21 protein-coding genes are annotated in these 24,745 nt (G+C 64.3%); 13 read left to right on the top strand and 8 right to left on the bottom strand.

Features of this window, described 5'->3' with window-relative positions:
* Nucleotides 1–24: 24 nt before the first annotated feature.
* Genes recC through recD form a run of 3 tightly spaced genes read left to right on the top strand, consistent with a single transcriptional unit; the run spans nt 25 to nt 9,013 of the window.
* Nucleotides 25–3,432, top strand: coding sequence for an exodeoxyribonuclease V subunit gamma (gene recC, locus NMB41_RS10155; protein WP_494382328.1), 3,408 nt, complete (start codon nt 25–27; stop codon nt 3,430–3,432).
* Complete coding sequence (gene recB, locus NMB41_RS10160; protein WP_494382329.1) at nt 3,429–7,076, top strand: exodeoxyribonuclease V subunit beta; 3,648 nt, start codon at nt 3,429–3,431, stop codon at nt 7,074–7,076. Before recC ends, recB begins: the two co-directional genes overlap by 4 nt.
* Entirely contained in the window at nt 7,073–9,013 is a 1,941-nt protein-coding gene (gene recD / locus NMB41_RS10165; RefSeq protein WP_494382330.1) for an exodeoxyribonuclease V subunit alpha, read from the top strand. The genes recB and recD overlap by 4 nt, the downstream gene beginning before the upstream one ends.
* 180 nt (nt 9,014–9,193) lie before the next feature.
* Here the strand turns inward: recD and NMB41_RS10170 are convergent, their stop codons facing one another.
* From NMB41_RS10170 to NMB41_RS10185, 4 genes are all read right to left on the bottom strand, one after another.
* Nucleotides 9,194–10,330, bottom strand: coding sequence for an IS481 family transposase (locus tag NMB41_RS10170; RefSeq protein ID WP_494378336.1), 1,137 nt, complete (start codon nt 10,328–10,330; stop codon nt 9,194–9,196).
* A gap of 116 nt (nt 10,331–10,446) precedes the next feature.
* Nucleotides 10,447–10,710: a hypothetical protein gene (locus NMB41_RS10175; protein ID WP_494382331.1), complete on the bottom strand. Its 264-nt coding sequence runs from the start codon at nt 10,708–10,710 to the stop codon at nt 10,447–10,449.
* A 139-nt stretch (nt 10,711–10,849) separates the two neighbouring features.
* Nucleotides 10,850–11,854, bottom strand: a complete 1,005-nt coding sequence (locus tag NMB41_RS10180) for a serine hydrolase (RefSeq protein WP_494382332.1) — start codon at nt 11,852–11,854, stop codon at nt 10,850–10,852.
* 231 nt (nt 11,855–12,085) lie between these two features.
* Nucleotides 12,086–13,102, bottom strand: a complete 1,017-nt coding sequence (locus tag NMB41_RS10185) for a sulfate ABC transporter substrate-binding protein (protein ID WP_494382333.1) — start codon at nt 13,100–13,102, stop codon at nt 12,086–12,088.
* Nucleotides 13,103–13,326: 224 nt separating this feature from the next.
* Between NMB41_RS10185 and NMB41_RS10190 the strand changes: the two genes are divergently transcribed.
* From NMB41_RS10190 to NMB41_RS10220, 7 genes are all read left to right on the top strand, one after another.
* On the top strand, nt 13,327–13,851 hold the full coding sequence (locus tag NMB41_RS10190) for a GNAT family N-acetyltransferase (RefSeq protein ID WP_494382334.1): 525 nt from the start codon (nt 13,327–13,329) through the stop codon (nt 13,849–13,851).
* Nucleotides 13,852–13,921: 70 nt separating this feature from the next.
* Nucleotides 13,922–14,563, top strand: a complete 642-nt coding sequence (locus NMB41_RS10195) for a YcbK family protein (RefSeq protein ID WP_494382335.1) — start codon at nt 13,922–13,924, stop codon at nt 14,561–14,563.
* 115 nt (nt 14,564–14,678) lie between these two features.
* Nucleotides 14,679–14,972, top strand: coding sequence for a DUF378 domain-containing protein (locus NMB41_RS10200; protein ID WP_494382336.1), 294 nt, complete (start codon nt 14,679–14,681; stop codon nt 14,970–14,972).
* Between the two features lie 55 nt (nt 14,973–15,027).
* Nucleotides 15,028–15,447, top strand: coding sequence for a metallophosphoesterase family protein (locus NMB41_RS10205; RefSeq protein WP_494382337.1), 420 nt, complete (start codon nt 15,028–15,030; stop codon nt 15,445–15,447).
* A 49-nt stretch (nt 15,448–15,496) separates the two neighbouring features.
* Nucleotides 15,497–15,922: a hypothetical protein gene (locus tag NMB41_RS10210; protein ID WP_494382338.1), complete on the top strand. Its 426-nt coding sequence runs from the start codon at nt 15,497–15,499 to the stop codon at nt 15,920–15,922.
* A 75-nt stretch (nt 15,923–15,997) separates the two neighbouring features.
* Nucleotides 15,998–16,807 carry a transporter substrate-binding domain-containing protein gene (locus tag NMB41_RS10215; RefSeq protein WP_494382339.1) on the top strand — a complete coding sequence of 270 codons (810 nt, stop codon included), beginning with the start codon at nt 15,998–16,000 and terminating at the stop codon, nt 16,805–16,807.
* A 4-nt stretch (nt 16,808–16,811) separates the two neighbouring features.
* Entirely contained in the window at nt 16,812–17,465 is a 654-nt protein-coding gene (locus NMB41_RS10220) for an amino acid ABC transporter permease (protein WP_494382340.1), read from the top strand.
* Here NMB41_RS10220 and NMB41_RS10225 read toward each other — a convergent pair whose 3' ends face one another.
* Together NMB41_RS10225 and NMB41_RS10230 are read right to left on the bottom strand one after the other, a co-directional pair.
* Entirely contained in the window at nt 17,466–18,668 is a 1,203-nt protein-coding gene (locus NMB41_RS10225) for a porin (protein WP_494382341.1), read from the bottom strand.
* Nucleotides 18,669–18,902: 234 nt separating this feature from the next.
* Complete coding sequence (locus NMB41_RS10230) at nt 18,903–20,579, bottom strand: electron transfer flavoprotein-ubiquinone oxidoreductase (RefSeq protein ID WP_494382342.1); 1,677 nt, start codon at nt 20,577–20,579, stop codon at nt 18,903–18,905.
* 164 nt (nt 20,580–20,743) lie between these two features.
* Between NMB41_RS10230 and NMB41_RS10235 the strand changes: the two genes are divergently transcribed.
* The 3 genes from NMB41_RS10235 to NMB41_RS10245 all read left to right on the top strand — a co-directional run bounded on the left by NMB41_RS10235 (nt 20,744) and on the right by NMB41_RS10245 (nt 23,014).
* Nucleotides 20,744–21,520: an SDR family oxidoreductase gene (locus NMB41_RS10235; protein ID WP_494382343.1), complete on the top strand. Its 777-nt coding sequence runs from the start codon at nt 20,744–20,746 to the stop codon at nt 21,518–21,520.
* Nucleotides 21,521–21,596: 76 nt separating this feature from the next.
* Nucleotides 21,597–22,016 (top strand): acyl-CoA thioesterase, encoded by a 420-nt coding sequence (locus NMB41_RS10240; RefSeq protein WP_494382344.1) that lies wholly within the window; start codon nt 21,597–21,599, stop codon nt 22,014–22,016.
* Nucleotides 22,017–22,276: 260 nt separating this feature from the next.
* On the top strand, nt 22,277–23,014 hold the full coding sequence (locus NMB41_RS10245) for a hypothetical protein (RefSeq protein ID WP_494382345.1): 738 nt from the start codon (nt 22,277–22,279) through the stop codon (nt 23,012–23,014).
* A gap of 310 nt (nt 23,015–23,324) precedes the next feature.
* Here the strand turns inward: NMB41_RS10245 and NMB41_RS10250 are convergent, their stop codons facing one another.
* Together NMB41_RS10250 and NMB41_RS10255 are read right to left on the bottom strand one after the other, a co-directional pair.
* Nucleotides 23,325–23,720, bottom strand: coding sequence for a hypothetical protein (locus NMB41_RS10250; RefSeq protein ID WP_494382346.1), 396 nt, complete (start codon nt 23,718–23,720; stop codon nt 23,325–23,327).
* A gap of 370 nt (nt 23,721–24,090) precedes the next feature.
* Nucleotides 24,091–24,651 carry a LuxR C-terminal-related transcriptional regulator gene (locus tag NMB41_RS10255; RefSeq protein WP_494382347.1) on the bottom strand — a complete coding sequence of 187 codons (561 nt, stop codon included), beginning with the start codon at nt 24,649–24,651 and terminating at the stop codon, nt 24,091–24,093.
* Between the last annotated feature and the right edge of the window lie 94 nt (nt 24,652–24,745).

A 24,745-nucleotide genomic window follows, 5' to 3' on the forward strand; every position in this document is an offset into this window, starting at 1 on the left:
GAGCTCCCGAATCCACCATCCCTGATGTCCGCCTCCACGATCACCCCCGGCCTGCTGATTTTGCACGGCAACCAGATGGAAATGCTGCGCGCTGCCGTCTTCGACTGGCTGCGCCGGCATCCGCTCGGGCCCCTGGAGCAGGAAACCGTCCTGGTGCAGTCGAACGGCTTTGCCGAATGGCTGAAAATCGCGCTGGCCGAGGAGCTCGGCGTATGCGCTGCCACGCGCGTGGCGCTGCCGGCGCGTTTTCTGTGGGAAGCCTATCGCGCCATGCTGGGGCGCGAACGGGTGCCGAGCCGCTCGCCCTTCGACCGCGACCCGCTGACCTGGCGCCTGATGCGGCTGCTGCCGACGCTGCTGAACGAGCCCGTATTCGCGCCGCTGCGCCATTTTCTTGGCGACGGCTGCCCGGAGCGGCGCCTGCAGCTGGCCGAACGCCTGGCCGATTTGTTCGACCAGTACCAGGTTTACCGCGCCGACTGGCTGACCGACTGGGAAATCGGGCGCGACCAGCTCCGCCGCGCCGGCGGCGAGCCGCTTCCCCTGGGCCCCGACCAGTGCTGGCAGGCGCGCCTGTGGCGCGCCGTGCACGAGAGCGTGCCGCCGATGCAGCGCGGCAGCGGGCGCGCGGCCATCCACGAAGTGTTCGTCGCAAAAGTGCTGTCGGGCGAGCCGCCCGTGGGCAAGCTGCCGCGCCGCGTGGTGCTGTTCGGGATGTCGGCCCTGCCTTACCAGACCCTGCAGGCCATTGCCGCGCTCTCGCGCCACACGCAGGTGCTGCTGGCGGTGCCGAACCCTTGCCAGTTCTATTGGGGCGACATCATCGAGGGCCGCGAACTGTTGAAAGCGGCCTACAAGCGCCAGCCGGCGCGCGGCGGCGTCGACCTGGCCACGCTGCCGATCGAGGAACTGCATGCGCACAGCCATCCGCTGCTGGCGAGCTGGGGCCGCCAGGGCCGCGATTTCGTGCGCATGCTCGACGAGTTCGACAACGAAGAAGGCCGCCCCGAACTTGAGGCCATCACCAAGCTGCGCATCGACCTGTTCTCCGACGGCGACGGCGAGACCCTGCTGCAGCAGGTGCAAGCCGCCGTGCGCGACCTGCGGCCCCTGAGCGAGCACCCGCAGGAGCCGCCACCGGCTTCGGACCGTTCGATCGAATTCCACATCACCCACAGCACCCAGCGCGAGGTCGAGGCCCTGCACGACCAGCTGCTGTCCTGGTTCGCCCGGGACCCGAGCCTGCGCCCGCGCGACATCGTCGTCATGGTGCCGGACATCGACACCTTCTCGGCCGCGATCCACGCCGTGTTCGACCAGCACAAGCGCAGCGACCCGCGCTATATCCCCTTCGAGATCGGCGACACGCGCGACCGCAGCGTCAATCCCTTGCTGGTCGCCCTCGAATGGCTGCTGCGCCTGCCGCAGCAGCGCTGCCGCCAGAGCGAAATCCGCGACCTGCTCGACGTGCTGGCCGTGGCCACGCGTTTCGGCCTGCGTGAAGACGACCTGCCTACGCTGGGCGCCTGGATCGACGGCGCCGGCGTGCGCTGGGGCCTCGACGGCGCGCACCGCGCGGGGCTTGGCCTGGGCGCAGCCGGCGAGCAGAATGCCTGGATCTTCGGGGTGCGGCGCATGCTGCTCGGTTACGCCAGCGGCGCCGGCGCGCGCTTCGGCGACATCGAACCCTATGGCGAAGTGGGCGGGCTCGATGCGGCCCTGGCCGGTTCGCTGGCCCAGTTCGTCGACTGCCTGCTGGCGTGGCGCGCACGCCTGGCCGAGTCGCGCACCCCAAGCGAATGGGGCGTGCAGGCGCGCGCCTTGCTCGCGGCATTCTTCGACGGACGCGAAGAAGACGACCGCATCACGCTCGCGCAGCTCAACGAAGCGCTCAATTGCTGGATCGAGATGACCGAAGGCGGCGAGTTCGACGAAGCGGTGCCGCTGGCCGTGCTGCGCGAAGCCTGGCTCGGCCAGATCGACCAGCCGACGCTGAACCACCAGTTCGTCTCGGGCGGCGTGACCTTCTGCACCCTGATGCCGATGCGCGCCGTGCCCTTCCGCGCCGTCTGCCTGCTCGGCATGAACGATGGCGACTTCCCGCGCCGCACGCCGCAAAACGATTTCGACCTGCTCTCGCTGCCCGGCATGAGCCGTCCGGGCGACCGCTCGCGGCGCGACGACGACCGCTACCTGATGCTCGAAGCCTTGCTGGCCGCGCGCGACAAGCTCTATGTCAGCTGGGTCGGACGCAACGTGCGCGACAACAGCGAGCAGCCGGCTTCGGTGCTGGTGGCCCAGCTGCGCGACTACCTGCAGGCCGGCTGGAAGCTCGACCTCGATACGCTCACCACCGAACACGCGCTGCAGCCTTTCAGCCGGCGTTATTTCGAAGAGGGCGGTTTGCTGACCTATGCGCGCGAATGGCGTACAGCCCACGGCAAGGCCGACGGCGCCGAGGACGAGGCGGCCGCCGACACCCTGCCGCGCTACGAACTCGAAGCCGATTTTCGCCTCAAGCTTTCGGAACTTGCCAGCTTCCTTCGCCAGCCTTCGCGCTACTTCTTCCGCCGCCGCCTGGGCGTGGTCTTCAATGCGGCCGAAGTGATCGGCGAGGACGAGGAACCGTTCTCGCTCGACGCGCTGGAGCGCTACTTCCTGGAAGACAGCCTGCTCGACGACCTGGGCAAGGTCGAGGCCCCGGATGAAGTGCGCCAGAAGCTCGATGCGCGCGCGGAACGGCTGGCGCGCGAAGGCGTGCTGCCGATCGGCCTGGTCGGGCGCCAGTGGCAGCAGCAGCTGGTCGACGGCCTGGTGCCGGTGCGTAGCAGCTGGCTGGCGCTGGGCGCACGTTTCCCCGAGGCCGCGCCCAAGCTGGCGATCAGGCTCGAGTTCGACGGCGTGCTGCTGGAAGACTGGATCGACCGCCTGCGCAGCGACGGCGTACGCACGGCCTGGCTGATGCAGACTTCGTCCAAGGTGCTCGACAAGAAGGGCGCACCGCGCGGCGACAAGCTCATTGCGCCCTGGCTGCGCCAACTGGCCGCGAGCGCAGCGGGGGCGAGCCTCACCGGCTGCCTGGTGGCGCGCGACGCCGTGCTGACGCTGGCGCCCATCGAGCGCGAGGAGGCGCTGGCCGTGCTGGGCAATATCGTCTGGCTGTGGCAGCGCAACCTCGACGCGCCGCTGCCGGTCGCCTGCAAGACCGCGCTGGCCGAGCTGGCGGGCGTCGATGCGCGCGTCGTCTACGACGGCAAGCACGAGATCCGCGGCGAGGTGAAGGACGAACCCTCCCTGGCGCGCCTGTGGCCCGAATTTGCGCTGCTGGTCGCCGCCGGCGGCTGGCCCGACCTGGCGCACGACCTCTACGGGCCGCTGGCGCGCTGGATGGGCACCATCACCATCGAACAGCATGCGGGAGCAACATCATGAGCCGCCTGCTCGACGCCTTGAGCTTCCCGCTGCACGGCTCGCGCCTGATCGAGGCCAGCGCCGGCACCGGTAAAACCTGGACCATCGCCGCGCTCTACCTGCGCCTGGTGCTTGGGCATGGCGGCGAGGACGCTTTCGCGCGTCCGCTGCTGCCGTCGCAGATCCTGGTGATGACCTTTACCCGCGCCGCCACGCGCGAGCTGGCCAACCGCGTGCGCGAACGCCTGGTCGGCGCCGCGGCCTATTTCCGCGGCGAGGCGAAAGAGTCCGACCCCTACCTGGAAACGCTGGCCGGCAGCTACGACAGCGACAGCGAACGCCAGGTCGCCGCCCACCGCCTGGTGCTGGCGGCCGAGACGATGGACGAAGCGGCCATCTTCACGATCGACGCCTGGTGCCAGCGCATGCTGCGCGAGCACGCCTTCGATTCCGGCAGCCTGTTCGACGAAGAACTGGTCAGCGACGAGCGCGCGCTGTTCGAGGACGCCGCCCACGATTACTGGCGCCAGCACGTCTACCCCATGAACAGCGCCAGCCTGGGCGCGGTGCTGGGATGCTGGCGCGACGTCGGCGCCATGAAGACGGCCGTACGCGACCTGGTCCAGCGCACGGCCACGCTCGGCATGCCTGACCACGAGCCGCTCGGCAGCCTGGTGGCACGCGTGCAGCGCAGCCAGCAGGCCGAACTCGCGCGCCTGAAAGAAGGCTGGTTCGAACGCGCCAACGAGATGGAGCGCTGGATCGCAGCCCAGCGTGAGCGCAATCCGAAAGCCTTCAACGGCAACAAGATGCGCGCCGACTCGGTGCCGAAATGGTTCGAAGCCCTGCGCGCCTGGGCGCAGGATCCGGCGCTGGTCGAACCCGACATGAACGAGACCGCCTGGAAGCGCCTGGCGCCGGCGGGCCTGGAAGACGCCTTTGGTTCCTGCTTTCATGCGGTGGTGCCGGACTGCTTCGGCTGCACCGATGGGCTGCGCGAAGCCCTGGCGGAGATCGAGCCGCTGGGCCACGCGCTGCTGCGGCACGCGGCCGGCCATATCGCGCGAGGCATGGCGGAACTCAAAACGCGCAACCGCCAGTTCGGTTTCGCCGACATGCTGGCGCGCCTGAAGGAGGCGCTGGAAGGCGCGAACGGCGAGGCCCTGCGCGAACGCATCGTGAACCAGTTCCCGGTTGCGCTGATCGATGAATTCCAGGATACCTCGCCCGACCAGTACCGCATCTTCAACCTGCTGTACCGGGTCGAGGACAACGACCCGGCCCAGGGCCTGTTCCTGATCGGGGACCCGAAGCAGTCGATCTACGGTTTCCGCGGCGCCGACATCCACAGCTACCTGGCCGCGCGCAGCGCCACCGAAGGGCGCCACTACCAGCTCGGCACCAACTACCGCTCCACGGCGGCGCTGGTGGCGGCGGTGAACCAGCTGTTCCGCCACGCCGAAGGCCATGGCGAGCATCCGGGCCACACTGCCGGCGCCTTCCGCTTCCGCCGTGGCCACCTCAATCCGCTGCCCTTCGAATCGGTGCGCGCCGCCGGCCGCGGCGCCCACCTGGTCGGCGTCGACGGGCCCTACCAGGCGCTGGCGCTGTGCACGACGGACCAGCAGGACATGAAGGCCGAGGAGTACCGCGCCTTCTTCGCCGGCCACTGCGCCGAGCACATCGTCAGCCTGCTCAACGATCCCCAGGTCGGTTTCGCCGAACCCGATCCCGAGAACCTGGGTGGACGCTTCCTGCGCCTGCAGCCGGCCGATATCGCCGTGCTGGTGCGCGACCGCAAGGAGGCGGCCGCCGTGCGCCATGCCCTGGCGCGGCGTAAGGTGGCCAGCGTCTACCTGTCAGACAAGGATTCGGTGGTCGAGAGCGAGGAGGCCGCCGACGTGCTGCGCTGGCTGTATGCGGTCGCCAGCCCGCTTGACGGCACGCTGGCGCGCGCCGCGCTGGCCACGCGCACGGCCTTCTTGCCGCTGGCCGAACTGGCCCGGCTCTCGGGCGACGAAACCGTGTGGGAAGAGCGCGTCGAGCAATTGAAAGGCTTGCACGCGACCTGGCAGCGCCAGGGCGTGCTGGCCATGCTGCGCCGCTTCATCCACGAACTCGGCCTGCCGGCGCGGCTGTTGAAGGAAGCGGGCGGCGAGCGCAGGCTCACCAACCTGCTGCACCTGGCCGAACTGCTGCAGGAAGCGAGCACCCAGCTCGACGGCGAGCAGGCTCTCATCAGGTGGTTCGCCGAACAGATCGAGGGACTCGGCGAAGGCGGCGACGAGCGCGTGCTGCGCCTGGAAAGCGATGCGCGCCTGGTGAAGGTGGTCACCGTGCACAAGTCGAAGGGCCTGGAATACCCGCTGGTCTACCTGCCGTTTGCCGCCAGTGCGAGGAAGACCGACCGGCGCCGGCGCAGCTTCTTCGAGTACGTCGACGAGGAGGGCGGCCGGCGCATCGACCTGGCGCTCTCGGACGAGGCGCTGGAAGCCGTCGACCGGGCGCGCCTGGAAGAGGACCTGCGCCTGCTGTATGTCGCCCTCACGCGCGCGCGCCACTTCCTGTGGCTGGGCGTGGCGGCGGCCGCCAGCAGGAAGAAGGACGAGAACAAGCTGCACGAGTCGGCGCTCGGCTACCTGATGAGCGGCGGTGCGCCCGTGCCCACCAGCCTGGTCGGCGAACACCTGGGACGCCTGCGCGGGGACTGCAGCGGCATCGAGCTGCACGCCCTCGACCCGCTGGACGGCTGCACCATGCTCAACCGGGTCGAGGAAAGGCCCGCGCTGATCGAGGCGCCGCCCTTCGAGGCCGAGTTCGAGCGCAACTGGTCGGTCGGCTCGTTTACCTCGATCACGCGCCACACGATGGCGCCGCCCATGCGCGCTGCCGAAGAAACCCTGCTCGAGGACGAGGAGCCGGCGCCGGCGCTGCGCCTGGAAGACGCGCCCTGGCACCGCTTCCCGCGCGGCTCGGTGCCCGGCAACTTCCTGCACGAGCAGCTCGAATGGATCGGGCAGGAGGGTTTCGACGCCATCGACGACCCGAATTTCGACGCGCGCCTGGCGCAGCGCATCGAGCGCGCCGGCTGGGGTCACCGCCTGGAAGACGCCGGCGCCTGGCTGCGCACCATCGTCGCGACCAGCCTGCCGCCGATCGGCGCCAGCCTGTCGCAGATCACCGAAACGGTGCCGGAGATGGAATTCTGGTTCCCGAGCGAAGGCCTGGACCTGGGTGAACTCGACCGCCTGTGCCGGCGCCGCCTGCTGGGAAAAACCGCGCGTCCGGGCCTGCCCGAACGCGCCCTGCACGGCATGCTCAAGGGCTTCGCCGACCTGGTGTTCGAACACGCGGGCAAGTACTGGGTGCTCGACTACAAGTCGAACGCGCTGGGTCCGAACGACGCCGGGTACACCAAACGGGCGATGGAAGAGGGGATGGCCGGGCACCGCTACGACATCCAGGGCGCGATCTACATGCTGGCCCTGCACCGCCTGTTGAAAAGCCGGCTCGGCGACGCGTACGAGCCGGCGCGCCAGCTGGGCGGCGCCGTGTTCCTGTTCCTGCGCGGGATCGCCAACACGGCGACCCATGGCTGCTGCCTGTTAGAACCGGACGTCGAACTGCTCGACGGGCTGGACCACCTCCTCGGGAACGACGCATGAAACACGACACCCTCGCCGCCGTTTCCAGCGCCGCACTCTGGGAGGAAGCGCTGCGCCTGACCGAAGAGGGCGAGCTGCGGCGCCTGTCCACGGCCTTTGCCCGCTTCGTCGATTCGCTCGGCGCCGTCGCGCCGCCCGTGCTGCTGGCTGCGCTGGTGCTGTCCGAACTCGAGGGCCGCGGCCACAGCTGCCTGCAGCTGGCCGACCTGGCCCACGATCCGGCCGCGCTGCTCGGCTGGACGAAGGAGCAATGGCAGGGCCTGGCCGGCACGGTCGCGCCGCTGCCGAAGAACGCCAGGGCCTGGGCTGCGCAGCTGGCCGCCTGCGAGCAGGTATGGCAGGTGGAGGAATTCGATTACGGCGCGCCGCTGGTATTCGATGGCGAACGCCTGTACCTGCGCCGCTACTGGCGCGACGAGACCCTGGTCGCGCGCAGCATCCGCGCGCGCGCCGCGGCCCTGCATCCGGTCGAAACCACCCAGGTGCGCACCTGGCTCGACCTGCTGTTTACGACCCAGCGCGCCCAGGCCAAACCCGACTGGCAAAAGCTGGCCTGCGCCGTCGCCTTGCGCGGGTCGGTTGCGATCATTACCGGCGGCCCCGGCACCGGCAAGACCTATACGGTGGCGCGCTTGCTGGCGCTGCTGTTCGCCGTCGCCCCGGATGCCGCCCAGCAGCGCATCGCGCTGGCCGCTCCGACCGGCAAAGCCGCCGCGCGCCTGAAGCAGTCGATCGACAAGGCGCTCACGGATCTTGCCGAGCGGGTCGGCGAAGCCCTGCCGCTGCGCGAACTCACCAGCCGCATGGGTGCTGCCCGCACCCTGCACAGCCTGCTGGGCGCGCGGCCGGACACGCGTTCGTTCGCCCACCACGCCGGCAATCCGCTGGACGTCGACGTGCTGATCGTCGACGAAGCCTCGATGGTGCACCTGGAAATGATGGCCTGCCTGCTCGACGCGCTGCCCGCCGGCGCCACCCTGATCCTGCTGGGAGATAAGGATCAGCTGGCCTCGGTGGAAGCGGGCGCCGTGCTCGGCGATTTGTGCCACGACGCCCAGGCCGGCGGCTACAGTCTCGAGACTGCGGCCTATGTGCGCGAGGCCAGCGGCGAGGAAATGCCACCTGAATTCCTCGGCAGCGCCGGGCCGCTGGCCCAGCAAACCGTGATGCTGCGCCACAGCCGCCGCTTCGGCGGCCCGATCGGGCAACTGGCGCTGGCCGTGAACGCGGGCGACGCGCCTGCAGCCGAAGCGGTGCTGCGCGGGGGCGGCGAAGCTGGGCTGCGCTGGATCGAGGGCGCGCACCAGCACCAGGTGGTGCGCCTGGCGCTGGCCGGCTACCAGCCTTACCTGGAACTGCTGAGTGCGGGGCCGGCGGGCATTCATGAAGACTGGGTGCGCGCGGTGCTGCAGCGCTTCGAGGCTTTCCGCATCCTGTGCGCGGTGCGCGAGGGGGAGTGGGGCGTATCGGGGCTGAACACGGCGATCGAAGCGAGCCTGAAGACGGCGGGCCTGCTGGGCCGCGCCGGCGAATGGTATGTCGGGCGTCCCGTGATGGTGACACGCAACGATTACGGCACGCGCGTCTTCAACGGCGACATCGGCCTGACGCTAAGCGACCCGGCGCGTCCCGGTTCGCTGCGTGTGTATTTCCTGGAAGGCGACGAAGTGCGCAGCGTGCTGGCCACGCGCCTGCGCAGCGTCGAGACGGCGTATGCGATGACGGTGCATAAATCGCAGGGTTCGGAGTTCCGCCACACCGTGCTGGTGCTGCCCGAAGACCGCCACGGCATCCTGACGCGCGAGCTGGTCTATACCGGCATCACGCGCGCCAGTGCGGAATTCACGCTGGTGACGCCGAACGGGGCGGTGCTGGCCGAAGCGGTGGCGAGAAGGACGCACCGCGCCAGTGGCTTGCGCAACTTGATCGAGCGGTGATCTGGCCTGCGGCTGAACAGTAACGTAGGGTGGGCACTCGTGCCCACGCGGTACACCGCTTGCATTTCGACTGCGTCACCGCCGTACCGCGTGGGCTCAAGAGCGGTTCGCCGCCCGTGTTTGGCCGTGACACATGGGTAACACTTGTCGGGAGACATAGGTGACACTATTTTGGCCATGTTACCCGAACTTGGTCGTGTCAATTTCATGCAATTCGGTGCCGCAGAAATAGACCTTGTAGACGCCATCGATATCGGTCGCCCGCAGCGCAATTTCATGTCCTATGAGCCCTTCGCCGATGAAGCACTCGTGCTTCTTGAGCATGACGTGGCCGTTTCCTCTCACTTTCAAAACTCGGTCTCCAGATAGGTATTCCACTGGCGGAAGTACGGCAGGGAACTCCCTGCCACTGCGACGGTAGCGGTCCATGGGCGTAGCGTGACCCAGGGCCTGATGTGGACGAAGGTGGTTGTAAATCGCGCGCCAATCGTCGAACGCCGCCTGGCAGTCGGCAATCGATGGGAAACCGTGGCGGGTAATGACTTCGAGTTTCAATGTCCGATGAAACCGTTCATCTTTGCCTTGCGTTTGCGGGTGATAGGGACGGCTATGGCCGACGCGGATACCCAACCGAATTAACCAAGCTTCAAGCGTTGATATTCCCATGCCACGCGGCAGCCCCCAGGGTGGACCGTTGTCGGCTGTAATCCGGTCTGGTAACCCATAGCGCTCAAACGTGGCGGTCAGCGCAGCCTTGACGGTGCTGGTCTGCTCGTTGCTGCAGGCTGCCAAACACAGGTTGAATCTGGAGTGATCGTCCAGCACAGTCAAAGGATGACACCGTCCTGCCCGACTGTCACTCAAGGCGAAGTGACCTTTGAAGTCCATCTGCCAAAGCATGTTTGGCTCGGCGTGCTCGAAGCGCTTTGTAGCGGCATCTGGGCCTTTTATGCTGCCATGTATTTGTCGGCCGTGACGCCGCAAAATGGCATCGATCGTGCTGGGATGGGGCAAGCTGGCTTCCTTTGGAAGCAGTGCATGCAGTTTTCGGCTACCCCAACAGTCATACTGATCATGCAATCGCAGGACGCTCGCCTCAAGCTCGTCACTGGAGCGAGCAGGCGAAGAATGCGGGCGGCGCGATCGATCTGCCAGTCCCGCTTCCCCTTCCGCAACAAAGCGCTTGAGCCACTTGTAGCCCGTCTTCCGGCTGACCTTGTAAGCCGCGCAGATGGCTTGAACGTTTGCGCCCGGAGCGCTCGCAAGCCGGACAAACTCCAGTCGCATTGACATGGTAGAGGACTCCTTCCAAGGCATCGCACGCTCCCAGTTCTTGAGGTGCAATAATCATAAAAGAAGTGTTACCCATGTCTCCCGACAAGTGTTACCTATGTCCCCCGGCCAAACAGCCCGGCCCACCCTACAAAGGCAAGTTAGCCAGCGAGACCCTTGCGCAGCACTTCATCGGCCAGCTGGTTCATGTCAACCCCACGTTCCTTGGCCAGCGCCTGCAGCTGCGCCACCAGCTCGCCATTGAGCTTGACGGCAAACGGCACCAGGCCCAGCGCGCGTTCGCGCTCGCGCTGTTCGCGGCGGTCGACGGGTGCGGCTTCGGCGGCGCCGAAGGAGGCGCTGCGCGAGCCCATCTGGCCCATGATCTTCTTGGCATCGCTTTTTGCAAGGGCGGTCTTTTTCATTGGAAGCTTTCTTAGTGAACGACCCGCATTCTACTCGCGATGGGACTGCCGCGCCGCCGGCGAGCCGCAAGAAAAAAGGGATTGCCGCCTGCGCGGGAATCCCTTTTCGTCTGGAACCGGGCCAAACCGGCCCGTTCGATCAGTTACGGCGCTTGCGCACCACGACCACTTTCTTCTTGGTCGCGACGACCTTGGCCTTGCTGCGCGTCCCGGCCTTGGTCTTGACCAGCACGACGCGCCCGCTGGCGGACTTGATGCGCGGGCTGGCGCTGCTGGCGGCGAAGCGCGGTGCGCGGCTGCCGGCCTTCATGATCCGGGACGAGCGCGCCGCCTTGGCGATGCGCGCGACCGGCGCTTCTTCGCCGGCCAGGTAGCGGCGCACGTTCAGTGCGTCGAGAATGCGGGCCGACGAGGCGCTGGCGTTGAGCAGCACCATGGTCGCCTTCTTGCCCGCGGTCGTGATGCTCATGATCAGGCAGCGGCCGGCTTCCTGGGTATAGCCGGTTTTCGACAGGCCGATGTCCCAGCCATTCGCGCCGACCAGGCGGTTGGTGTTGCGGTATTCGACGCCGCGGCCGTTGATGTTGATGATGTTCTTGGCGTCCGTGGTCAGCTCGCTGATCTCCGGATAGGCGGCGGCGGCGCGCGCCATCTTGACCAGGTCCGAACCGTTCGAGCGGTTGTTCGGCGACAGGCCGGTCGGCTCTTCGATCTGTGTGTTGTGCATGCCGAGCGAGGCGATCTTGCGGCGCACGGCTGCCTTGAAGGCAAGGAAGCCGCCCGGGTAGGTACGGCCCAGGGCAGCGGCGGCGCGGTTGTCCGAGGACATCAGCGCCAGCTGCAGCACGTCGCGGCGCGGGATGCTGGCGCCGACCGGCACGCGCGAAGTGCTGTGCTTGAGGGTGTCGACGTCGCTGCGGTCGATTTCGATCAGCTCGTCCATGTCCTGCTTCGCGTCCAGGATGACCATGGCGGTCATCAGCTTGGTCAGCGAAGCGATTGGCAGCACGGCGCTGGCATTCTTTTCCAGCAAAATCTTGCCGGTGTCATCTTCAACCACCAGCACAGATTGCGAACCGAAAGGCACCGCGATTGCGGCAGCAGACGAGATCGACAACAGGACGGCAGCGAACAGTTTTTTCATCATGGGTCGTGGAATAGGTATCGGGTTGAGGCCAGGCGCCGGGGGAGCGCCGCATTATCTTGCTTTAGAGCACACCCAAGTGGGGAAAGATAGCACCCACATTTCCTGGTGTCTATGGCGCACAAGCAAATACCGAACACAAGGGTACTATTTAGTGACAAAAAAAGGCCCTGCGTTGTAACAGGGCCTTTATAGAGCGGCAATTACATTGCCTGTTCGAAAAGAGAATGCTTATTTCGACTGATAGATCTTGTCGAACTCGCCACCATCGTCGAAGTGGACTTTTTGCGCGTTGCGCCAGCCGCCGAAGAGCTCGTCGACCGAGAACAGGCTGATCGGCTTGTAATTACCCGCGAACTTCTTCATGACGGCTTCGTTACGCACGCGCAGGAAGTGCTTGGCGCCGATTTCCTGGCCCAGTGGCGTGTACAGGAAGTTCAGGTAAGCCGTTGCCTGCTTGCGCACGCCGCGGCGGTCGACCACTTTGTCGACCACGGCGACCGGCGACTCGGCCAGGATCGACACGGTCGGGTAGACCACCTCGAAGTTGTCGCCGAACTCGGCGCGCACCATGCTCACTTCGTTTTCGAACGTCACCAGGGCGTCGCCGATCTGGCGCTGGGTGAAGGTGGTCGTGGCCGCACGTCCGCCGGCGTCGAGGATCGGCACGTTCTTGAAGATGCGGGTGACCAGGTCGCGCGCCTGCGCTTCGGTGCCGCCCTTTTTCTTCAGTACCGAGCCCCAGGCCGCCAGATAGGTGTAGCGGCCATTGCCGGCCGTCTTCGGGTTCGGGATGATGACTTGCACGCCGGGTTTCGCCAGGTCGTCCCAGTTCTTGATGGCTTTTGGATTGCCTTTACGGACCAGGAACACCATGGTCGAGTAGTAGGGCGCCGCATTGTTCGGAAATTTCTTGGCCCAATCCTTGGTCACCAGGCCGCGGTCGGACAGCATGTCGATGTCGTTGGCCTGGTTCATCGTCACCACCGACGCCTCCAGGCCGTCGGCCACGGCACGCGCCTGCTTGCTCGAGCCGCCGTGCGACTGCTTGATCGTCACGGTTTCGCCCGTGCTCTTCTTCCAGCTCTCGACGAAGGCCGGGTTGATGTCCTTGTACAATTCTCGCGCCACGTCATAGGACACGTTCAGCAGCTCGGGGTCGGCGGCGTTTGCCGTTACAGGCAGGGCGGCGGCGACGGCGAGCGCGAGGATCCAGCGGCGCAGGGGATTGAGGCGGGTGCTTGGCATATTTTTCTCGCTTTTTAAATACAATGGAAACATCGTGCATGTTCCGTTTATTGAAGGGAAAACGGAAGAATACTTTCGTCATATGCTTAGAAGCGGCGCAAGGTATGCATGGGCTCCGGCAAGCTCTGCGGCTTTCGGTGTATAGTCCGCACATCGCCGGCGCCGTCAAAAGCGTACTGCCGGGCAACAGAAACAGTCATTACGAATCACTGGGTAAGATGGTCATGGGTATCGACATTCGCAAAGCAGCACCGGCCGACGCCGTCTCCGCCTGCGCTCTGCTGCGCCGCTCGATCGAGCAAGTCTGCGAGCCGGATCACCGCGGCCGTCCCGACGTCCTCGATTCGTGGCTTGCCAACAAGACGCCGGACACCGTCGCGGCCTGGTTCGCATCCACGACCAACCACGCCCTCGTCGCCGAACGCGACGGCCAGTTGCTGGGCCTGGCCCTGCTGACCCAGGCCGGCAAGCTGGCCCTGTGCTATGTCGAGCCGGGCGCCTTGCGCATCGGCGTCGGCCGCGCCCTGCTGGCGGCGGTCGAAGGACAAGCCCGTGCCTGGAACATCCGCAAGCTGCAACTCCACAGCCCCGCCAGCTGCGCCACCTTCTACGAGCGCCATGGCTACGCCAATGCCGGCCTCGAAAAATCCTGCTTCGGGCTCGAGTGCAGCCTGATGTGGAAGCAGCTCGATGCCGAATCGCAAGGTCTTGATGCCAAGTCCAAGCGCTTCTGTAAGTGCAGCGATTAAGCAACAGAACACACCTGTTTCAGCCGAACTCATTAGGCTATAGTACGGCCTTCGCAAAGATGAGTACTTTATGGCTTCCCGCAGAGATTTTCTTCATCATGGCATGCGCCTGTCGGCGCTCGGCGCACTGGCCCCGACCCTGATCGGCAGCGCCCAGGCGGCGCCGCAGGCGGCCCCCGCCGACCTGACACCCCCTCCCGATTTGTTCGACGCCCAGCTGCTCGACCTCGATTTCTGGGTCAAGCCGCGCACGCTGACGGTGACGCGCCCGGCCAGTGGCGAACGCGCCAAGCTGCTCTACTGGAAAGACGGCGAAGTCATCGACTCCGCCTACCAGGAGCTGTGCCACCTGCTGCGCGACGTGAATGGCCGCGAAACCGCGCCGATCGACCCGAAACTGTTCGAAATGCTGTGGGGCACCCAGGCCTTCATCGCCCGCTATGGCCTCGAACAGCCCCTCGAGATCCTGTCGGGCTACCGCACGCCGGCCTCGAACGCGCGCCTGCTGGAGGCCGGCATCCCGGCTGCACGCAAGTCGCTGCACATGGTGGGCAAGGCGGCCGATATCCGCATTTCCAGCCTTAGCGAAGAAGTGCTTGGCGGCCTGATTCGTAGCTTCCGCCAGGGCGGCGTCGGTTATTACTACCGCTCCGGCCCGAGAGGCGGCTGGATCCATGCCGACACCGGGCTGAACCGGACCTGGAAAGGCTGACAAGGCTGCTAGGCTGCTGCGCGCCCCAAAGGCGACAGATTTTGCTATCTTGAGATATGCGGCGGCAATGTCTGCATTGCCGTTTCTGTCGACCGAGAATGCGAAGGAGCACATCATGGCAACAATGAACGCACCGACCATGGATCGCCGCACCGGCCCCGAACGCCGCACCAATGTGCGCGAAGGCGGGCGCCCGGCCATGTCGGCACTCGATTACGTGGCGATGGTCCTCTTGATTGTCGGCGGCCTGAACTGGGCACTGGTGGGACTATTCGAAGTCGACATGGTCGCCACCATCTTCGGCCCCGGCAGCCCGGCGGCGCGCCTGATTTATGTGCTGGTAGGCCTGGCCGCGCTGTTCTCGATCTATACGACGGCGAAGATGGCCGGGGCGAAGCGCCATCACTAAAAGCCCTCCCGGCAAAGCCGTGCGGGTCGGGCTGATTTCCGACACGCATGGGCTGTTGCGTCCCGAAGCCCTCGATTTTTTGACCGGCTGCGATGTTCTCGTCCATGGCGGCGACATCGGCAACGCCGCCATCCTCGCGCGCCTGGCGCAGATCGCTCCCTTGACGACCGTGCGCGGCAACAACGACCGCGACCCCTGGGCGCGCGGCCTTCCCGTCAGCGCGGCCCTGGAGGCGGGCGGGGTCACCCTGTATGCCATCCACGACCTGAAGGAACTCGACATCGATCCGGCCGCGCTCGGCGTGCGGGTGGTCGTCTCGGGCCACTCGCACAAGCCGTCCTGCACCGAGCGCGGCGGCGTCTTGTACATCAATCCGGGCAGTGCAGGGCGGCGCCGATTCAGTTTGCCGATTTCGGCGGCCGAACTGATCATCGAGGACGGCAGCATACGTCCGCGCATCGTCACCCTGGTCTAGTTTCGCTGCTCTGGCATGTGCGAAATGCCGTAAGATACGTCCCTTCGCCTTGATTTTTTCGCCTCCGATGACCGCTCCGCTCGATACGCCCCCTCGCTTCCGTCCCCGTCCCTGGATCCACCTCGAAACACCGCAGGACGTCGAGCTGTGGATCGCGGAACACGACCAGGCGATGCAGGAACTGATCAAGCCGCAGGAGACTGGCTACGGCATCTGCTTCACGCTGGCCGAGGGCGGCAACATCTACATGCAGACCCATGAAGACGCGATCGTGCTCGACGTCGACGACGACGCGGCCTGGATCGCGCCCCTGATCGTGGCCGCCACCGGCGCCGAAATGCCGCGCGGTTCCTATTGGCTGCTGCCGGCGGACAAGCTGATCCAGCTCGTCATCGGCCTGTCGAGCCTGGTCGCCAGCACGACCATGGTGGTGGGCCACCGCTTCGGCTCGCGCGGCCGCATGCATACCGGCTGACGCATTTCCCTCGCCTGGGAGCGCTCTTTTAGGTTATAAAAGCAACATCGGCTTTTTTAACGGAGAGCAACTCAGATGCCCAGGCTTCCATCGTTTTCGCGCCGCCGCGCCGCCAGGCTAGGCGCCATGCTGCTGGCCCTTGGCTACGCCTTGCCCGCCCTCGGCGCCGATCTGCTCGACACCGCCAAAGCGCGCGGAACCCTGCGCATCGCGATGGAAGGTACCTATCCTCCGTTTAATTTCAAGGAATCGAAGACGGGCCAGCTGGCCGGCTACGACGTCGACGTCGCCAAAGCCATCGCCGCCAGGCTCGGCCTCAAACCCGAGTTCGTGACCACCGAGTGGTCGGCGATCCTGGCGGGCCTCGCAACCGGCAAGTACGATGTCATCGTCAGCCAGGTCGGCATCACGGCCAAACGCGAACAGGCCTTCGATTTTTCCCGGCCCTATACCTGGTCTTCCCCCCAGCTCGTCGTGCGCCGCAACGAGAGCGTGCCCTATGCGAGCCTGGCCGATTTGAAAGGCAAGGCGCTGGGCGTGGGGCAGGGCAGCGTGTACGAGCAGCAGGCCAAGACCGTGCCCGGCATCGTGGTGAAGAGCTATCCGGCCGCGCCCGAAAACCTGCAGGACCTGGCCTTCGGGCGCATCGACGCGGCGCTCAACGACAGCCTGATGGTGGCCTACCTCCTGAAGAATTCCCAGCTGCCGATCAAGGCCGGCGCCCGGGTCGGCACGCCGCAGCGCATGGGCATCCCTTTCCGCAAGGGCAATCCGAAATTCAAGGCGGCGCTCGACCAGGCGCTGGCCGGCCTGCAGCAGGACGGCAGCCTGAAGGCATTGTCGATGAAATGGTTCGGCAGCGACGCCTCGCGCCCGCTCCCTTGAGCCGATGGAGCTGATTGCGCTGCTGCGTGAAGCGGCGCCCACCATGGTAACGGGCGCCGGCTACACGCTGCTGTTCGCGCTGGCGGCAATGCTGGGCGGGCTGGCGATCGGGGTGCCCACGGCGCTGATGCGCATCGCGCCCCTGGCCTGGCTGCGCTGGCCGGCGGGCCTGTATGTGAGCCTGATGCGCGGCACGCCGCTGCTGGTGCAGATCTTCGTCATCTATTACGGCTTGCCCAGCATCGGCATCGAGTTCACGCCGGTCACGGCCGGGGTGCTGGCGCTGTCCCTGAACAGCGGCGCCTATCTGTCGGAAAGCCTGCGCGGCGCGATCGTCAGCATCCGCCAGGACCAGTGGCGCGCCAGCTTCAGCCTGGGCCTGGGGCATGGCCAGACCCTGCTTCACGTGGTGCTGCCGCAGGCGCTGCGGGTGGCGGTGCCGTCGATGGGCAACACCTTGACCAGCCTGATCAAGGACACCTCGCTGGTCTCCGTCATCACCATGACCGAACTGATGCTGGCGACAAAAGAAGTCATCGCCACCACCTTCCAGCCGCTGCCGCTCTACCTGGCGGCGGCTGCCATCTACTGGATGCTCAGCCTCGCGTTTGACCAGCTGCAGCGCCTGGCCGAGCGGCGCTTCAGGCGCCCAGGCTGATCAGAAGTGGTGCAGCAGGCCGAGCGAGACCGTGCGGGTCTCGATGCCGGTCTGCGGCGTGTATGAGCCGGGTACCAGGGGCAGTGCCACGCTGTTGAGGATGATGGTCGAGGCGCCGAAATTGCGCAGCGCGCCGGCGCGCGCATACAAGGCGGTGCGCGGCGACAGGTCGTAATCGGCGCCCAGCATCAGGCCCAGGGCCGAGGACTCGGCCAGGACGCCCGCCGCATTGCGCGCGCCGTCGGTATCGCGGTGGACCAGCGACACGCGCCAGGACAGGCGCTCCTGCAGCAAAATAAAGCCCAGGGTTTTGAGTTGCGCTTCGCCGCTGCAGGCCAGCTGCGGCGCGATGCGCGCATACGAGGCCGAGAGCACGAGCTTGCCGTTGTCGTAGAGCGCCCCCACGGCCGGGATATCCGTGCGTACCGATTGCGCCGGTGTGCCCGCGGTGACGACCACCGGGGCGCTCCAGGCCTGGGTCATGCTCGCCGCCAGGTAGAGGCGGCCATTCGTGAACGAGACCACGCCGCCGCGCGTGCCGGTGTTCGGTTCGACCGTGCCATACGGGTTGCCCGCGTAGATCGCCTGCGCGCCGAAGCCGTTCAGGCGTGGCGTGGCATAGGTGATTGATTTCGGCACGCGCACGGGAATCGTGCCGGCGCCCGGGCCGAGGTCGGTATTCGCGCCAACGCCGCGCGGGCCTTGCATCACGCCGCCGCCGATCCAGGTGTAGACCGAATTGGTCTGCACCAGCGCGAACGGATCGATGAACAGCGGCAGCATCGCATTGATCTGGTTACCGAAGCGGAGCAGGCCCCAGGTGGTAGAGCGCAGGCCGACCCAGGATTCGCGGTTGAACAGGGCGCTGGCCTGCTGCGTGCCGCTGTCGGCGTTGAAGCCCGCTTCCAGCTTGGCTTCGGCCTTCAGGCCGCCTCCCAGGTCGTCGGAGGCATAGAACCCGAGCTTGGAGGAATACGCGCCGCCGCTTTGCTGCTGCCAGCGGCCCTCGGCCTTGTCGGTCTTGGCGTACATCATGCCAAGGTCGAGCGTGCCGTAGATGCGCACGCTGTCGCCGCCGGCGCTGTATTCGGGCAGCTGGGAGATGCGGGTCATCAGGTAGGAAGGCGACTGGGCCGAGGCGGCGGAGACAGTGGCGAGCAAGGTGCAGAGCAGCAGGGGGCGAAGCGGGGTGGGGCGTGGCATGCGGTGAGCTTTGGGGAGTTTTCGGTGCGGGATTATTGCACACGGTAAATCTCGGGCGGAATGGCTGGCGCTGAGTGGACAAACAAAAGTTGGCTGCAAACAACAAATGTTTGTTTCGATGGGTGAGCGACATCATCGGTATACGTAGGGTGGAGTCCCGACTCCACGGGTTTGCAGGCCGATGAATACCCCGAACGCACCAAAAAAAACGGGCGCCAGAAGCGCCCGTCTCAATTACATATTTGGATAATTCGGCCCGCCGCCACCTTCCGGCGTCACCCACACGATGTTCTGCGTCGGATCCTTGATGTCGCAGGTCTTGCAGTGCACGCAGTTCTGCGCATTGATCTGCAGGCGGTCCTCGCCGGCGTCGGTCTTCACGAACTCGTACACGCCCGCCGGGCAGTAGCGCTGCTCGGGACCGGCGTACTTGGCCAGGTTCACATCCACCGGAATGCTGGCGTTTTTCAGGGTCAGGTGCACCGGCTGGTCTTCGGCATGGTTGGTGTTCGAAATGAACACCGACGACAGGCGGTCGAAGGTCAGTTTGCCGTCCGGCTTCGGATACACGATCGGCTTGAAGTTGGCGGCCGGCTGCAGCATCTCGTGGTCCGCATGCTTGTGGCGCAGGGTCCATGGCGCCTTGCCGCGGAAGAGCATCTGGTCGATGCCGGTCATGACGGTGCCGAAGTACAGCCCCTTGCTCATCCACGGCTTGAAATTGCGCGCGGTGTGCAGTTCAGTGTAGAGCCACGACTTTTCGAAGGCGGCCGGGTAGGCCGTCAGTTCATCGTGCTGGCGGCTGGCGCCCAGCGCCTCGAAAGCCGCTTCGGCGGCGAGCATGCCGGTCTTGATCGCGCTGTGGCTGCCCTTGATGCGGCTGGTGTTGAGGAAGCCGGCATCGCAGCCGATCAGGGCGCCGCCCGGGAACACGGTTTTCGGCAGGGATTGCAGGCCGCCCGCGGTGATGGCGCGCGCGCCGTAGGAGATGCGCTTGCCGCCTTCGAAGAACTTGCGAATTTCCGGATGCGTTTTGTAGCGCTGGAATTCCTCGTAGGGCGACAGATAGGGGTTGGCATAGGCCAGGCCCACCACGAAGCCGACCGCGACCTGGTTGTTCTCCAGGTGGTAGAGGAAGGAGCCGCCATAGGTGCTGTTGTCCAGCGGCCAGCCGGCCGTGTGGATCACCAGGCCCGGCTTGTGCAGGGCCGGGTCGATCTCCCACAGCTCCTTGATGCCGATGCCGTAGGTCTGCGGGTCCTTGCCGCGGTTCAAATCATACTTCGTCATCAGCTGCTTGCCGAGGTGGCCGCGCGAGCCTTCGGCGAAGAAGGTGTATTTCGCGTGCAGCTCCATGCCGAGCTGGAAGGCGTCGGTCGGATTGCCTTCGCGGTCCACGCCCATGTTGCCGGTCGCGACACCCTTGACCGAGCCGTCGTCGTTGTACAGGATTTCGGCCGCAGGGAAGCCCGGGAAGACTTCCACGCCCAGCGCTTCGGCCTGCTGGCCGAGCCAGCGCACCACATTGGCCAGCGAGATGATGTAGTTGCCGTGGTTGGTCAGCATCTTCGGGATCATGAACGAGGGCGTGGCGCGCGCTTTCGTCTCGGTCAGGAACAGGACGCGGTCCTCGGTCACTTCGGTATGCAGCGGCGCGCCCAGCTCTTTCCAGTTCGGGAACAGCTCGTTCAGGGCGATCGGATCCATGACTGCGCCCGACAGGATATGGGCGCCGACTTCGCCGCCTTTTTCGAGCACGCAGACCGACACTTCGCGGCCTTGTTCGGTGGCGAGCTGCTTGAGGCGGATCGCTGCCGACAGGCCCGCCGGGCCGCCGCCGACGATCACGACGTCGTACTCCATTGCTTCGCGCGGTCCGTATTGTTCGAGGATGTTGATAGGCTCGGTCATGGTCTTGGTATGATTAAAAAAATTTAAGCACGAGTGTGCGGGTTTTTCCGCTCGAATGCAACTTGGCGGGCCATTTTAGAGCGTTTATTAGATGAGGCGATCTAATCCCTGCAATCTGTGACATGATTATGCCTTCGACATCATCGTGCACGACAGGAGCAAACGTGGGCATCGAAGTGAACTTTGAAGGAAAAATTGCGATGGTCACCGGCGCCTCGAGCGGGCTCGGTGCGCGATTTGCCAAGGCGCTGGCCGGCGCCGGCGCCCAGGTGGTCCTGGCCTCGCGCCGCACCGAACGCCTGAAGGAGCTGCGCGCCGAGATCGAGGCCGACGGCGGCGCGGCCCACGTGGTCAATCTCGACGTCACGGACCTGGCCAGCATCAAGTCGGCGATTGCCCACGCCGAGACCGAGGCCGGCCCGCTCGACATCCTGATCAACAACTCGGGCGTGCAGAGCACCCAGCGCCTGCTCGACGTCACCGAGGACGATTACAACTACATCATGGACACCAATCTGCGCGGTTCGTTCTTCGTCGCGCAGCAGGTGGCCAAGCGCATGATCCAGCGCGCCAAGGGCGACCCGCGCAAGCAGCACCGCATCGTCAATATCGCCTCGGTGGCCGGCCTGCGCGTACTGCCGCAAATCGGCGTTTATTGCATGAGCAAGGCCGGCGTGGTCCAGATGACCAAGGCCATGGCGGTCGAATGGGGCAAGTACGGCATCAATGTGAACGCCATCTGCCCCGGCTACATCGCGACCGAAATGAACGAGGATTATTTCGGCACCGAGCAGGGCAAGAAACTGATCGACCTGCTGCCGCGCAAGCGCCCGGGCAAGCCGGAAGACCTCGACGGCCTGCTGCTGCTGCTCGCGGCCGAGGAAGCGCATTTCATCAATGGCGCGATCATCACCGCCGACGACGGCATGACGGCCCAATAAGACGCGTTGTAGAATACCGAGGGTGGCGCCGTTAGCGGCGCCATTTTTTTTGTTAACCCGGGAATGAAATAGAAGCATGAGTAATAAAAAGCTGGTACACACAATGCGCATGCCGGTGCGCTGGGGCGACATGGACGCAATGGGCCATGTGAATAACACCATCTATTTCCAATATATCGAAACGGCGCGCATCGCCTGGTTCGAACAAATTGGCGCATTACCCGATCCAAGCGCCACCGGCCCGGTGCTGATCAATGCCCAGTGTTCGTTCCTGAAGCAGTTGAAATATCCGGCCGATATCGAAGTGAGCACTTATGTCGGGCCGCCGGGGCGTTCGAGTTTCGAGATGTCGCACGAAATTCGCCTCGTCGATGCGGCCGGGTGGGCAGGGGGCTTGCACGCCGAAGGCGCGGCAAAAGTCGTCTGGGTCGATTTTCACGCCGAAAAATCGGTTGCTCTGCCGGATACGATCCGCGCGCTCTTGCAACAGGGCTGAGCGGCGCAGTGGCATTGACGGCGACTAATTAATCACGGAGTGCGCAATCGTACACGTTGTTATCGTCGCACTTAAACGCGGTATATCGATTAAGGAAGTGCTGGCCGCAATACGATAAGCGAACAAGCCGTTAGAACCTCGTGACTCTCGCCTTGAGTTAGAAAACCTATAGCTCCATCAGCAGCTGACCGAAACTTGTGGTTTTGCAACAATAATAATATAATTTACTAAATAAAATTTTGCCTTGAAAGCCCAGCTCGATGAAATCCAATAAATTTTTCCGGTCTGCTTTGATTGCGGTGTGCGGTGCAGTGCTTTCGAGTTGTGCTAGCACGCCGGCCTACGTATCGGATCCCATCCCGGCGCGCGAGCTGACGCACGGCGTGCGTTCACAACCTCGAGTTGGAAGTGCGAGCGCGGCAGGGACAGGGGAGGCGATGTATGCCGAGTCTCAGACGACTTTCGCGCAAGATATTACGGCAACGCTAACCCAGGCTGCTACAGTGAAGATGGAACTAGGTCATCGGCTCAACGTCGAGGCAGGGCGGACCGGCCAGCTCGTGACCACCATGGGCCGCAAGGGGCTATGCTGGGATTTCGTGACAACGCCAGGCGTTGGTGGTCCCGCACATGCGTGTCTCGTCGATTATAGCGATGCCAGCCGATTCGACTATGCTATGTTCAAGAACAGGGACCGTGTATTTCCGTTGACTTCGCCTGTGACATATACTGTAGTCAAGGGCATACCAATGGAGACCGCACAGGAAAGTAAGTTCCGGCGCGAGCTGCTTTATCAGGGCCTGTCGAAAGGGACAATCAAGCTGTCGTATCGTGAATTCTCAAATGACATGGCAAGGCCGGCATTTACACAAGAAGTCCTTTACGACCTGGAGGGTAATGGCAAGACGACTGTCGTGTGTAAAGGCCTTCGCGTCAGCGTTTTAGAGGCGACGAGCGCTCACATCAAGTACGTCGTCGAACAACCATTTGCCAAATAAAGAGCTTTCGCAACGCTTCCTGATGATGCGTTGCGAACGTCTTCAATAGGTCTGTTGAGTTGAGAAACTCTGGTGGAGTTAGCTATCTACGTTTCTGCCGTTATTTAATACGGCCTGAACATGGGGGGTTTATCATGAATCACCAGATAGAAGCCGCTCCTGACGGTAAATCGGACAGGCGCCCAGTAACGACCTGCTGAGAGCGGTGGGCAACTACATTGATCTGAGCAAATGGCGGTTGTGCGTAGGCTAGCCCGATAAGAGATCCGCCTACCGTCGGATGACGGTAGGCGACGGCCAACTTGTTTACTTAGTTATTAAAGAGTCCAGTTTTCTGCGTAACGTTGGCCTCGCTCATCGAGAATCGTTTCACGATATCCGCTGCGTCATACATCACGACGAGCTCTTTTTTCTTGCCACTTGCGCTCGCCCCAAACATGCTCACGATAGGAACGTAGCTGATTGCATCCGCCGATACGTTCGAGAAATCGTAATTCCAGATCTCGAATCCACCGTCCGTAAATGTGGTCCTGGTCGGCGAGCCAAACATCGACCGGATCTCGGATTTGGTCGTCTTCCCTTGCACGATCTTTTGCGAAACCGAACCCTCGGTTTCCTTGCGCAGCGATTCGTTTCCAACGCTCGCGCATCCGGTAAGTGCGAACGCGACGGCCAGTACGCCACAGAGAGAGATATGTTTTTTCATGTCCAGCCCTAATTGAATTTTTTATTTAAATGTAGATCCAAAAAATTTTGAATCGTTGCCACTTTATCATAAAATATCCGCAAGGCAATAAGCAATTTTTATCCTGGAGCCTGTATTTATGGCGCAATAGTCACGTTTTATCATCTCGCGCCAACTCTTCTACATTGATTGCAGCAATGGCACAACGGTGATGAGAAGCGAAGCGCGTGCTGCTGCCGCGTGAGAAAGGTGCACGCAGGTATTTGTGACCATTGAATTGGTTCGTCTGTTAGGCCAAGAAGAGGCGCCGAAACAATGCCCAGGCACGACGAGGCTTGCAGGTAGCGCCCCAGTCGGGCTGAGGTAGGCGATGTCTTCAATGTTTCGAGGGCTAGCGCGCCACGCCGACCAGCTTGTGCACCAGCTCCGACGAAGTCGACGCCGAGAACTTCTTCATCAATTTCGCACGGTGCATCTCCACCGTGCGCGGACTCAGGTCGGTTTCGCGCGCAATCACCTTGCTCGTCTTGCCTTCCACCAGCAGCGCCGCGATCTCGCGCTCGCGCGGCGTCAGCTCGGCCGTGACCGGGCGCTTTTCGCTCACATCCTCGAAGGTCCAGACGCCGGCACCGAGCGGCTCGGCGGCCTTGAGCGCGCGGCCCGTCACGTGGCACCAGAACAGTTCGCCATCGCCGCGGCGCATGATGCGTTCGTCCGAATAGCGCCCCTTGGCATTCATGATCGGCACGATGCGGTCGCCCGTGCGCAGGAACTCGTCCATCGTCGGATACAGCACGGCGAACGACTGGCCGTCGAGAATGCCCTGGTCATAGCCGAACATCGCGGCCAGGGCGATGTTGGACGACTGGATCACCCGGTTGCTGGAGATGCACATGCCGACCGGGGCATGCTGGAAAATCATCTCGTAATCGATCGCGTATGATGGATTCACTTGACTGGGATCTTGTTGCGGGTGGTGAAGCGGGGCCATGGCCGGTAGTTCTACGGTATTGTGCTTTGAATCCGCCTATTTTATGCTGGGATTC

The organism is Massilia sp. FBCC-B171 (genome assembly GCF_059134155.1).